The organism is Colwellia sp. (assembly GCF_013214175.1).
Taxonomy (GTDB): Bacteria; Pseudomonadota; Gammaproteobacteria; order Enterobacterales; family Alteromonadaceae; genus Colwellia.
The window spans coordinates 1-12,986 of record NZ_JABSPA010000001.1 but is presented as its reverse complement, the minus strand read 5'-3'; the positions used below and the strand labels follow the sequence as shown (position 1 = coordinate 12,986).

Annotated in this window: 12 protein-coding genes; 10 read left to right on the top strand and 2 right to left on the bottom strand. The window is 39.2% G+C overall.

Annotation, left to right across the window (positions count from 1 at the left end; genetic code table 11):
• The first annotated feature begins 75 nt into the window (after positions 1-75).
• From hisD to HRT55_RS00015, 10 genes are all read left to right on the top strand, one after another.
• Positions 76-1,380, top strand: a complete 1,305-nt coding sequence (gene hisD, locus HRT55_RS00060; protein ID WP_291617874.1) for a histidinol dehydrogenase — start codon at positions 76-78, stop codon at positions 1,378-1,380.
• 2 nt (positions 1,381-1,382) lie between these two features.
• Positions 1,383-2,519 (top strand): histidinol-phosphate transaminase, encoded by a 1,137-nt coding sequence (gene hisC, locus HRT55_RS00055; RefSeq protein ID WP_291617872.1) that lies wholly within the window; start codon positions 1,383-1,385, stop codon positions 2,517-2,519.
• A gap of 35 nt (positions 2,520-2,554) precedes the next feature.
• Positions 2,555-3,640, top strand: a complete 1,086-nt coding sequence (hisB, locus tag HRT55_RS00050) for a bifunctional histidinol-phosphatase/imidazoleglycerol-phosphate dehydratase HisB (protein WP_291617870.1) — start codon at positions 2,555-2,557, stop codon at positions 3,638-3,640.
• Positions 3,640-4,305, top strand: coding sequence for an imidazole glycerol phosphate synthase subunit HisH (hisH, locus tag HRT55_RS00045; protein ID WP_291617868.1), 666 nt, complete (start codon positions 3,640-3,642; stop codon positions 4,303-4,305). The genes hisB and hisH overlap by 1 nt, the downstream gene beginning before the upstream one ends.
• Positions 4,302-5,069, top strand: coding sequence for a 1-(5-phosphoribosyl)-5-[(5-phosphoribosylamino)methylideneamino]imidazole-4-carboxamide isomerase (hisA, locus tag HRT55_RS00040; protein WP_291617866.1), 768 nt, complete (start codon positions 4,302-4,304; stop codon positions 5,067-5,069). Before hisH ends, hisA begins: the two co-directional genes overlap by 4 nt.
• On the top strand, positions 5,063-5,851 hold the full coding sequence (hisF, locus tag HRT55_RS00035) for an imidazole glycerol phosphate synthase subunit HisF (protein ID WP_291617865.1): 789 nt from the start codon (positions 5,063-5,065) through the stop codon (positions 5,849-5,851). The genes hisA and hisF overlap by 7 nt, the downstream gene beginning before the upstream one ends.
• Positions 5,845-6,465, top strand: a complete 621-nt coding sequence (hisIE, locus tag HRT55_RS00030; RefSeq protein WP_291617864.1) for a bifunctional phosphoribosyl-AMP cyclohydrolase/phosphoribosyl-ATP diphosphatase HisIE — start codon at positions 5,845-5,847, stop codon at positions 6,463-6,465. Before hisF ends, hisIE begins: the two co-directional genes overlap by 7 nt.
• Before the next feature lie 125 nt (positions 6,466-6,590).
• On the top strand, positions 6,591-7,481 hold the full coding sequence (locus HRT55_RS00025) for a hypothetical protein (RefSeq protein ID WP_291617863.1): 891 nt from the start codon (positions 6,591-6,593) through the stop codon (positions 7,479-7,481).
• Between the two features lie 143 nt (positions 7,482-7,624).
• Complete coding sequence (locus HRT55_RS00020; protein ID WP_291615099.1) at positions 7,625-7,921, top strand: DUF6559 family protein; 297 nt, start codon at positions 7,625-7,627, stop codon at positions 7,919-7,921.
• A gap of 16 nt (positions 7,922-7,937) precedes the next feature.
• The gene (locus tag HRT55_RS00015; protein WP_291617861.1) at positions 7,938-8,411 is read left to right on the top strand and encodes a GNAT family N-acetyltransferase; all 474 of its coding nucleotides are present in this window, start codon (positions 7,938-7,940) and stop codon (positions 8,409-8,411) included.
• 95 nt (positions 8,412-8,506) lie between these two features.
• Here HRT55_RS00015 and adk read toward each other — a convergent pair whose 3' ends face one another.
• Entirely contained in the window at positions 8,507-9,151 is a 645-nt protein-coding gene (adk, locus tag HRT55_RS00010; protein ID WP_291615103.1) for an adenylate kinase, read from the bottom strand.
• Positions 9,152-9,404: 253 nt separating this feature from the next.
• A complete protein-coding gene (gene htpG, locus HRT55_RS00005) occupies positions 9,405-11,366 on the bottom strand; it encodes a molecular chaperone HtpG (protein ID WP_291617859.1) in 1,962 nt (653 codons plus the stop codon).
• Positions 11,367-12,986: the final 1,620 nt, after the last annotated feature.

Genomic DNA, 12,986 nt, shown 5'->3' with positions numbered 1-12,986 from the left:
ACTAGCGGCGAGCTAAAGTAAATTATTTTTTACTTATAAAGAAACACATCCTCGAAGTATTAGGAACAAGTAATTATGATTAATCAACTAATCAATTGGCAAGAACTGTCAGAGCAGCAAAAAAAAACCGCCCTTGCACGACCTGCAATAGCAGATAGCGCCTTGTTATCAACACAAGTTGCCAACATTATAGCGCAAGTTAAAAATCAAGGTGATAAAGCTATATATGCTTTAACTGAGCAATTTGATGGTATCGCGCTTAGTACATTGTCAGTGAGCGCTGAGCAAGTTGCGCAAGCCAAGTTAGCCTTATCAGCTAAGCGCTTAAAAGCAATAAACACCGCTTACCAACAAATTAGAGCATTTCATAGTGCACAACAGCCAACGGATATAACGGTTGAAACGACCCCTGGTGTTAAGTGCACCTTAAAAACTGAAGCGATAGAAAGTGTCGGTTTATATATTCCTGCTGGCTCGGCGCCCTTGCCTTCAACGGTATTAATGTTAGGTATACCGGCGCAACTTACCGGTTGCAAACGTACCGCTCTGGTTTGTCCGCCTGATAAAAATGGCCAATTAGCCAATGAAGTATTAGTGGCTGCTGATCTTTGTGGTATTAGTGAAATCTACACGGTTGGTGGCGCCCAAGCGATTGCCGCACTTGCTTATGGTACACAAACAATAGCGGCGGTAAATAAAGTATTTGGCCCTGGTAACCGCTATGTTACCGAAGCAAAAACCCAACTATCACAACAAGTGGCGGGTTTTGCTATTGATATGCCCGCTGGCCCTTCCGAAGTATTAGTTATTGCTGATGAGCAAGCAAATCCGGCCTTTATTGCCGCAGATTTATTATCACAAGCAGAGCACGGGATTGACAGCCAAGTGATACTACTCAGTGATAGTGAAGCTTTAATCACACAAGTAGCAGATCAATTAGAAAAGCAAGTAGTGACATTGTCTCGACGTAAAATAGCCGAGCAAGCGTTAACCCAGTCTCGATTGATTTTAACCAAAGACTTAACTCAAGCGGTGCAAGTGTCGAATGAATACGGACCAGAGCACTTAATCATTCAAACTGAAGATGCTCCAACCTTGTTAAACAGTTTACGTAATGCCGGTTCAATTTTTGTCGGCGCTTACACGCCAGAATCTGCCGGTGATTACGCCAGCGGCACTAACCACGTATTACCCACTTATGGTTATTCAAAGGTGATATCAAGTTTATCTCTTGCTGATTTTTCTCGTCGTTATACCGTGCAAGAGATAACTAAATCAGGTTTGGCTAGTTTAGCTGAATGTATTATCGAGCTAACGGATGCTGAAGGTTTAGATGCACACCAGCGTGCTGTCACTATTCGTTTGGAAGAAGGTTCGTAACGATGGCTGACCTAAAGATAAATAAAGGTAAAAACAATCAAACTTTAACGACCGCAGAGCAATTAGCACGGACAGAGTTAATTGATATGGTGCCTTATCAATCTGCACGACGTCTATTTTCTAGCGCTGATGCCCAAGACGATAAAATATGGCTGAACGCAAATGAAGCGCCAGGTAGTGGTCAATATCAGTTATCGGCGACAAATATCAATCGCTACCCTGATTTTCAGCCCGATAGCTTAATCTCCGCCTATAGCGAATATTCTGGCTTAGCAAAAGATAAAATTCTGGCAACTCGAGGTGCCGATGAAGGTATAGAGCTGATCATTCGCAGTTTTTGTAAAGCATACCAAGACAGTATTTTAATATGCCCACCAACTTACGGTATGTACGCTATTAGTGCAGAAAACCATGGTGCAGCGGTTGTTAAAGTACCGCTCAACTCTGCTGATTTCACCCTAGATTTAGAGGGTTTACAGCAGCAAGTAGGTAAGGTGAAAGTGGTGTTTTTATGCTCTCCAGGCAACCCAACGGGGAATTTATTACCGCAAGAGCAAATTATTGCTGCAATAAAGCTATTTAAAGATACTGCCATGGTGGTGGTTGATGAAGCATATATAGAATTTAGTCCTGAGTATTCATCGGCAACATTATTGCAAGACTTTGACAATGTCATTGTACTAAGAACCTTATCTAAAGCCTTTGCTTTAGCGGGTCTTCGTTGTGGCTTTACCTTAGCAAATAATGACGTAATAACCTTGTTAACTAAAGTTATTGCACCCTACCCTATTTCTGCGCCAGTAGCCGGAATAGCAAGTGCAGCATTAACAACAGGCTTAGGTAAAATGACCAAGCAAGTTCAAGCAAGTAATACTCTGCGTGAACAACTAAATCAATGGTTAACAAAGCAATCTTGGTGTAAGCAAGTCTTTGCTAGTGATGCCAACTTTGTCCTTTTTCGCTGCCAAAGTGAGCAAGATAAAGCCAATATATTTGATCTTTTAGTTAAAAATAATATCTTGATTCGAGATCAATCTAAACAAATACAGCTGGAAAATTGCTTACGCATTAGCATTGGCAGTGCGCAAGAAATAACAAAACTTCAGCAAACTTTATTAACCCAATTGTCAGCCCACTAAGGCCAGTCAACAGCAAACATATTGAAGAGCATTTTATGAGTAATACCCAAGAGAAGATATTATTTATCGACCGTGACGGCACTTTAGTTGAAGAGCCAGTTATCGATAAGCAACTTGATAGCTTAGAAAAACTAGTCTTTGAACCCAATGTCATTATTGAGCTACTAAAATTACAAGCTAAAGGCTTTAAACTCGTGATGGTGTCGAATCAAGATGGCTTAGGCACCACTAGTTTCCCAAAAAGCGATTTTGATTTACCTCATAATAAGATGATGGATATCTTCAGCTCTCAAGGTATAAACTTTCAAGACGTACTACTTTGCCCTCACTTTGATGAAGATAACTGTAACTGCCGTAAACCCAAATTGGGTTTAGTAAGTGATTACTTACAACAAGGTAGGGTAGATTTTACCAATTCATATGTTATTGGCGACAGAGAAACAGATATGGGGCTTGCCGCTAACATGGGTATCGTTGGCATCAAGTACAATCGAGACACATTGAATTGGTCACAAGTGAGCGAACAAATTATTAATCAGTTAGAGCAGCCAAGAATAGCAACGGTAACTCGCACAACCAAAGAAACTGACATCACAGTAACCGTTAATTTAGATAAAGCTGGCAGTAGTAAAATAGATACCGGCTTAGGTTTTTTTGACCACATGTTAGATCAAATAGCGACCCACGGTGGCTTTAACTTGGATTGTAAAGTGAGCGGTGATTATCACATTGATGACCATCACAGTGTTGAAGATACCGCACTTGCATTAGGCCAAGCGTTAAAACAAGCTTTAGGTAATAAACGGGGTATTAATCGTTTTGGTTTTGTCATACCTATGGATGAATGTCGAGCAGAATGTACAATCGATCTTTCTGGCCGCCCTTGGTTAGAATTTGATGCCGATTTTACCAGTGATAAAGTTGGTACTATGTCAACACAAATGGTCGGACACTTTTTCCGTTCATTAGCCGACTCAATGTTAATTACTTTACATTTATCAACCAGTAAAGGAAATTGCCACCACCAGGTAGAAAGCTTATTCAAAGTGTTTGGCCGTGCGTTAGGTCAAGCGATTAAAGTTGATGGTGATGCTATGCCAAGCTCGAAAGGCACTTTGTAATGGCAGAGATAAAGACAGTAACAAAGAATGTAATAGTAGATACTGGTTGTGCAAATTTAGCCTCGGTTAAGTTTGCCGTTGAGCGGTTAGGTTATAAGGTTACTATCACTGATGATATTGAGCTAATCCAACAAGCTGATAAAGTAATACTCCCCGGTGTTGGCAGTGCTAAGCACGCCATGGCTAATATCAAAGCTAAAAACTTAGTAACTGTATTACAAAACCTCACTCAGCCAGTACTTGGCTTTTGTTTAGGCATGCAGTTAATGACAGAGTCTTCTACCGAAGGTAATAAGTCCTCAACTGCTGATAACAATGCTAATACAGTGCCTTGTTTGAACTTAATTCCAACCAAGATTGAGCCGTTGAAGGCACAAGATAAACGTTTACCACATATGGGCTGGAATACATTGACCCAAGTATCAGACCACCCTATTTTCAACGGTATTACGACAGGTGATTACTTTTACTTTGTCCACAGTTTTGCCGCACCTATCAGTGAGTACACCATTGCCAGTTGTGAATATGGCAGTACTTTCTCAGCAGCAATAGCTAAAGATAACTTTATTGGCTGTCAATTCCACCCTGAGCGCTCAAGCGCTTTAGGCAGTAAAATCATTCAAAACTTTTTAGAATTAGAGCCACAGGAGCTTGTGAAATTATGATGATTCCCGCAATTGATTTGATTAATGGCCAAGTTGTGCGTTTGTATCAGGGCGACTATAACCAAAAAACTAATTACCAATATACCGTACAAGAGCGTCAACAGTCTTATGCTAAAGCAGGTGCTACTATTATGCACTTTGTTGATTTAGATGGCGCAAAAGACAGCACCAAGCGTCAATTAGCTACGTTAAAAACTGTTGTTAAACATCCATCGATGATCATACAAGTGGGTGGTGGTATACGTTGTGAAGACGATGTAAAGCAACTGCTAGAACTAGGTGCTGATCGTGTTGTTATTGGCAGTTTAGCTATTAAACAACCTGAACTAGTCACGCAATGGCTTAAAACCTACGGCTGTGAAAAAATTGTTTTAGCGCTAGATATTAAAATAGATGCCCAAGGTAATAAAACTCTGCCAACTCATGGTTGGATTGAAGACAGTGGTGTTAACCTAGAAGAGTTACTGGCTCAATATCAAGATGCAGGCATTAAACACGTGTTATGTACCGACATTAGTAAAGATGGCACCTTAACTGGTACTAATGTTGATTTATACACAGAGGTTTGTGCCAAGTACCCAGAAATTGACTGGCAAGCATCGGGCGGCATTGGCAGCTTGGGCGATATTAAAGCGTTAATTCCAACGGGTGTCAGCGGCGTTATTTTGGGTCGTTCGTTACTTGAAGGTAAGTTTACCCTTGAAGAAGCAATTGCTTGTTGGCCTACAGCTAAAGAAGCTATAAGGGAGAAAAGCCCATGTTAGCTAGAAGAGTTATTCCCTGTCTCGATGTAAGAGATGGCAAGGTAGTAAAAGGCGTGCAATTTCGCAATCATGAAATCATTGGTGACATAGTACCCTTAGCGCAGAAATATGCAGAAGCTGGTGCGGATGAATTAGTATTTTATGATATTACCGCAAGCAGTGATGGTCGTGTGGTTGATAAAAGCTGGGTAACGCGTATTGCTGAAGTTATTGATATTCCATTTTGTGTTGCTGGTGGTATTAAAAGTGAAGCTGATGCGAAAGAAATATTGATGATGGGTGCAGATAAAATTAGCATTAACTCTCCTGCCTTACGAGATCCTGAGCTTATCACCCGCTTAGCCGATGTTTTTGGTCAACAATGTATTGTTGTTGGTGTAGATAGCTTTTATAACAAAGAGGCTAATAATGGCAAAGGTGAATACCAAGTTTATCAATTTACTGGTGACGAGAAACGTACACAAAAAACAGGCTGGACTACCTTTGACTGGATTGAAAGAGTCGTCAGCCTAGGAGCAGGTGAAATAGTGTTAAACTGCATGAACCAAGATGGTGTACGTCAAGGTTATGATATCGAACAATTAAAGCAAGCAAGAGCGGTATGCAAGGTACCTTTAATTGCCTCAGGTGGTGCAGGTACTATGAAACATTTTAGTGATATTTACCAACAAGCAGATGTCGATGGCGCACTGGCTGCTTCTGTTTTTCATAAAGGAGTTATTGCCATTAAAGATTTAAAGACTTATTTAAAAGAGCAACGTATAGAGGTGAGACCATGTTAGTAAACAAAGACAATATTAATGAGTTAGCATGGCAAAAAATGAATGACCTCATTCCTGCCATTATTCAACACGCGGCAACTGGTGCAGTATTAATGCAAGGTTATATGAACCAAGCCTCATTAGCCGCAACCCTAGAAACAGGTAAAGCAACTTTTTTCAGTCGTTCAAAACAAGCGCTATGGGTGAAAGGCGAAACCTCGGGTAACTTTTTAAACGTTAAACAAATATTAACAGATTGCGATAATGACAGTTTACTTATTGCTTGTTTGCCTATCGGTCCAAGTTGTCACTTAGGCACAGAGTCGTGCTTTCCTGAACAAAAATTAACTCAGCAAAACTTTCTCAGTGAACTAGAACAAGTTATTGATAGTCGGAGAAATGATGATCCAAAAGAGAGTTATACCGCGCACTTATTCTCTCGTGGCACCACTAAAATGGCACAAAAAGTTGGTGAAGAAGGCGTTGAAGTTGCACTTGCTGCTGTTGCTGAAACAAAAGAAGATTTATTAGGTGAATGTGCCGACTTGTTTTATCACACCTTAGTATTACTCGCAGATCAAAAAATTGAACTCAGTGAGGTTATGGCCGTATTACAACAACGACATAACAAATAGCGCTACATTTCATTATTGGAAGCTCTCACCCTACTTTGCTAAATATTTGTATCCTTGTTATCTTGAATTAGACAGGGATGCATTTAACCCCAGTGAAGTAGTTTAAAATATGATGGCGTTCTTTTATGGCAAAGCTTTCTACAGCAACAGGCACTAAAACATTAACTACAGTGCTGCTTATCCTTACACTGATAAGTATTAGCTCGAATGCTCTCGCCCGTCAGCATAGTGTGCTTATTTATATACGTGATGATGTCTACATTGATTACCAGAGATTTGTTACTGATAAAGATATCAGCTCAATAGATAACTTCTCCGGTAAAAATATCCGCCGCGACGTGGTCGACATGATTATTGCCCAACAGGCACTCAAACTTGGTGGCTTTAGCCATAGTTTCAGTTACGCCCCAGGTAAAGTTAACTTTCGTAATACTAAAATGTTACAAAACGGTCAACTTTTAATAAGTTTTGATTCCTACTGGCAACAAGATGCATTACCCCTTGCCGACAAGGTTTATATCTCTGACCCAGTAATAAGAAATGGCGAGTATATCGCGGGAATTTATACTAGCCCGAAAAACACGAAAACCTTAGCGATTAAGGAACTCAGTGACCTTGCTGAGCTAACGGCGGTATCAACACCCAAATGGCGTACTGACTGGAAAACACTTCAGAAACTCCCGATTAAAAGCCTTACTAGAGACGATTCTTGGTTATCTATGGTACGTATGGTCGATATCCAGTGGATAGACTTCATTTTGATGCCCTTTAACTCAACCCCTGATCAAAGCTTTGTTATGAATAAAGTTCACCTAGTGCCCGTTAAAAATATTGGCGTGGTACTTAAAGACTCTCGTCATTTTGTCATAAGTAAGAAGCACCCGGAGGGAAAGGAAGCTTATATCGCGATTAATAAAGGCTTAAAAATACTACGGCAGCGTGGCGCCATTGTGAAAGCGTATCAACAAGCCGGATTTTTTGTTGATCGCAATAAAGTCAAAATAATCAATCCCTGAGTTCTTATCGATTTTATTCGATACATGGTGTAAAATGCTGTCCAATAAAACGGCTCGATTAATTACTGAAGCTAAATCATTTTCATTATAATGAGCCGTTATTTATCTAAGACACCATAAGAAGTCCCTGCTAAGGAATAGCCATGTTTAAGCGTAGAGCAATAAAAAAATACGGAAACCAACTATTACCTAAGCTACAGAAGCGTTATGGTGAACAGACTTTTTATAATGCTAGCCAAGTCAGAGCAACGATATATCAATGCAATTTCAATCCAACGTACTTGCCGCTAGGATATTTACTCTTTCTTGATGCTTGTGCACTAAATAAAGTCGTCTCTATTGAATTCCCTGAATTATGCATAAAAAAGTATAAAGAAGAAATTAAAGATTACCTTGATGAACGCAAGTATTATGGTTACCTAAAACTACTAAGTATTTAACGGCCCTAAACTCACTATGACGATAAAAACAACCTGGCAAACCAAAGCATTTACTGAGCTATCGCTGAATCAATTATATGATGTACTGAAGTTGCGCATTGATGTTTTTGTCGTTGAACAAACTTGTTTTTATCCTGATTTAGACGGCGACAAAAACCTGCTTGACCGACACCCTCAAACTCTACATTTATTAGGTTATCAAGCAGAGCAACTAGTTGCTTATCTGCGCATTCTGCCTAAAGGCCAAAACTATGCAAACAATATCAGTATCGGCAGAGTGGTTATTGCCAATCAAGCCAGAGGCGGCGGTTTAGGCCACGAATTAATGACAGAAGCGCTATCGCTTTGTCAGCAACATTACCCTAACGAAGAGATCAAGATCTCTGCCCAACAACATTTAAAGTCATACTACCAAAAACATGGTTTCACTCAGATATCAGCTATGTACTTAGAAGATGACATTCCTCACATTGCTATGCTCAGAAACTAAGCAATAATTTAATGGAATTGGTATTCGTTACGCCAGACATAAAAAACTCGCCTTGGCGAGTTTTTTCACTTAAATAGCTAGAGAATAACTAGATATTAAGCAAGCTGAGCTGATAATAACTGATTAACTTTTTCAACAGCTTGCGTGCCATCAATAGTTAAATAACTACAGTTACCCGCCTTAGCTTCAGCTTGGTAAAAGTCTACTAGTGGCTTAGTTTGATCGTGATAAATAGATAAACGTTTACGTACGGTCGCCTCCTCATCATCTGGACGAATAGATAAATCATCACCGGTTACATCATCTTTACCGGCTACTTTTGGCGGATTGAAAACAAGGTGATAAACACGACCAGAGCCAGAATGAACACGACGGCCAGCCATACGCTCAACAATCACTTCATCAGGCACATCAAATTCAAGTACGTGATCAACAGAGATACCGCTTTCTTTCATGGCATCTGCTTGTGGAATGGTACGAGGGAAACCGTCAAGTAAAAATCCTGCTTTACAATCGTCTTGTGCGACACGTTCTTTAACTAAGCCGATGATCAAATCATCAGAAACTAATTGCCCAGCATCCATAACAGCTTTAGCTTTATTGCCTAGTTCAGAGCCCGCTTTAATTGCAGCACGCAGCATATCGCCTGTTGAAATTTGTGGAATACCAAATTTAGCCATTAAAAATTGTGCTTGTGTGCCTTTACCAGCGCCTGGAGCACCTAATAAAACAATGCGCATATTATATAACCTTAAATTAATAGTTGATGTATTAAGTAAATATTACCTTTATTCAATGCTGATGAACTGTGTCTGATCAGACAAAAGTAATATTTCTTCGCTTTATAATAAAGCCGCAGACACTATACAAGCTAGCTTATGTGCAAACAAGTAGAGAAAGGAGGATTGAACAAAAAAGGAGGTGTTTCATGCATGAAACACCTCCTTTTTGAGACTAAAGTATTACCTAAAGCTTACCTTGCGATAAAAATACTTACTTAGTTAGGCTTAACATTAATTTATTTAAGCGAGCAACGAAGCTAGCTGGATCTTTTAAGCTACCACGTTCTGCTAACATAGCTTGGTCAAACAAGACTTCGATCCACTGACCAAATTTATCATCATCTTGCTCATCGGCAACATGTTTAATAAGCTCATGCTCACCATTGATTTCAAAGATAGGTAAAGCATCAGGTACCTCTTGACCAACCGATGCCATTAACTTAGCCATTTGGCTACTCATGTCATTATCATCAGCTACGATACAAGCAGGAGAATCAGTAAGACGTTGAGAAAGTTTAACATCTTTAACCTTTCCTTCTAAACTATCTTTAATGCGCTTAACAACAGAGTCATACTCTTTCTCAAGCTTCTCTTGTGCTTCTTTAGTTTCAGCGTCATCCATATCACCCAGATCTAACCCGCCTTGAGTAACCGACTGTAATTGCTTACTATCAAACTCTGTTAAATGGCTTACTAACCATTCATCAATACGGTCAGACATTAACAATACTTCAATGCCTTTTTTACGGAATACTTCTAAATGCGGGCTACTTTTAGCCGCTTCAAAACTATCGGCAACAACATAATAAATCTTATCTTGGCCTTCTTTCATGCGTTCAATGTAAGTAGCAAGTGACACATTTTGAGCCGCTACATTGTCATTAGTTGAAGAAAATCGTAATAAACCAGCAACCTGATCTTTATTTGCTTGGTCCTCAGAAGGGCCTTCTTTTAATACCTGACCAAACTCATCCCAAAATCCTTGGTATTTTTCCGCATCTTTTTTAGCTAATTTTTCAAGCATTTTCAATACGCGTTTAGTACAGCCCTTACGAATCGCTTGGCTAATCTTGTTATCTTGTAATATTTCACGAGAAACGTTTAATGGTAAATCATTTGAATCTAATAAACCTTTGACGAAACGTAAGTAGGTTGGCATGAACTGCTCAGCATCATCCATAATAAATACGCGCTGAACAAACAGCTTAAGACCATGTTGCTTTTCGCGGTTATACATATCAAATGGTGCTTTAGTCGGAATATATAGCAATGAAGTGTATTCGGTCTTGCCTTCAACTTTATTATGTTCCCATAAAAGTGGGTCGCCAAAATCATGAGAAACGTGCTTATAAAACTCTTTGTATTCTTCTTCAGTAATATCAGATTTTTCACGTGTCCATAATGCAGTCGCTTTATTTACTGGTTCCCATAATGCAGGAATAGCATCAACCGCTTCGACAGCAGGTCTTGTTACATTATCTTTTTCATCAGTTACTTCTGCTACAGCTTCTACAGCTGGAACTTCAGCAGTTAACATCTCTACTGATACTGAGATATGATCTGAGTACTTAGTAACAATAGACTTTAAACGCCAGTCATTTGCGAATTCTGATTCATCGTCTTTTAAATGAAGGATGATATCAGTACCACGATTAGTCTTCTCAATTTTAGCCGTGGTGAATTCACCTTCACCTGCACTTACCCACTCAACACCTTCACTAGCATTGTCACCCGCTTTACGGGTACGCACGGTTACTTTATCTGCAACGATAAACGAAGAGTAAAAACCAACGCCGAATTGGCCGATAAGTTGCGAGTCAGATGCTTGATCACCTGATAATTGAGAGAAGAACTCAGCAGTACCTGATTTAGCAATAGTACCTAAATGCTCAATAACTTCATCAACGTTCATGCCGATACCGTTATCAGAAATTGTTAATGTGTTATTTTCTTTATTACAGCTAACACGAACACGAAGCTCACCATCGTTTTCGTACAATGCATTATCTGATAATGCTTTAAAACGAAGCTTGTCTGCCGCATCAGCGGCATTAGAGACTAACTCACGCAAAAATATTTCTTTATTTGAATAGAGTGAGTGGATCATTAATTGTAGTATTTTGGCGTTGTCCGATGCAAACGCATGATTTTGTACTTGATTAGTTTCTGACATCTAAAATATCTCCGGTGAAAATTATTAATCTACTTTTAAAAAGTTGTTAGAAACTATGTGGGGTTTAGGATATAAAATTCAAGGGAGATCTAGATAATGACTGATAATTGACAGTAATGAGTACACATGGATAGAGAAATTTTATCAATATAGCGGCAGTAGAAGACTAACTGGCTATTTATTAACAAAAGCCGACGAAAGTTAACTACAACTAAGTATTGACTAATAATTCTTCAATCAAACTAAAGAAAATAAGATAGGATGCCGGAGTAGGTTTCCCTACTCCGGACAAATATACTCGTGAGATATAATTGACAGATCAGATCTTAGCACAAAGTATTTTGTTATTAATTAACCACTAAGGGAGTAAGTTACAATTAATAACATAGCAACAATACCTTATGGTGCGTATAAAACATACAGCCATTTTCTACTATAATATTACCATTGGGCATAGATAAGTTACTTTATCACATTGATATAATAATTCACAAATGATACATAAGTATTCACTTAAACTGTAAAGTAATTAACGAATTATGTCGTGCTAACAAGTGATGGGTGCCAGAGCAAGAAACCTGCTCTGGCTGAGTATACTTATAGAAGGGTGATTGACAGATCAGATCTACTAAAAGTATGTTGCTATTGATTTGTTTTACCGGGAGTAATTTACAAATAAGTAACCTCTGCATACTACTACCCAACATGTATAATGTATACAATCATTTTTTACCATAATAGTACTTAATTAGATAAGTAGACATTACGGTGTGTCTAGCCAAATTATTATATTATTAGCTATACTTATTGCCATCGCTATAAATCTAGAACGTAGCCGACTGACTATAAAAATACTAAGTGATAATGACATTACACAGCATATAGAAAACACAGAAGCCTAAGCTACAGGTTTCTATTCTTTATTGGAGAATTTACTAACGAGTGAAGTTTATCCATACCCCGCTACGTTCTCATATGATCTTACCTTTAACATAAGCCCCGAGCATCTGCTTAATTACGTTGACGTAAATGGATGTAACTTATTAGACAATACAGGAGTATATTGTCCTGGTGGAAATAAGAAGGCACACCTTATGCAGATAACGACTGGATTTTAATTTAAGCCATACAGCAAAAATCCCGTTACTTTCGTAACGGGCTTCTCATATACAGAAGTACAAATTAGACGTTTAGCAAGGTTCTACTCTCACATAAAGGGAATAACACCCATACGATTACCATCTACGCAGCAACTGCGTTTTACTGCTGAAGCGCCGCGGCATTGGGGCTGAATGGAATCCGGTGGGGCCACATCGTGATGGGAGCTACACAAAAATAATTCTATAGCAGACAGCAAAGAGCCCGACTCTTTTGAATAGGGCTTCTCGTGTGGCGAAGCACAAATTAGAAGTTTAGCAACGTCGCCTACGCTCACATGGGCTTAGTTGCAACATAAGTCACACTACTCTCGGTGCAACTTCTTTATCAAATCCCAGACAGAAAAAAGCCCGTTACCACTGTAACGGGCTTCTCGTGTGCCTAAGCACAAATTAGAAGTTTAGCAATGTCCTACTCTCACATGGGAACTCCCACACTACCATCGGCGCAACTGCGTTTCAC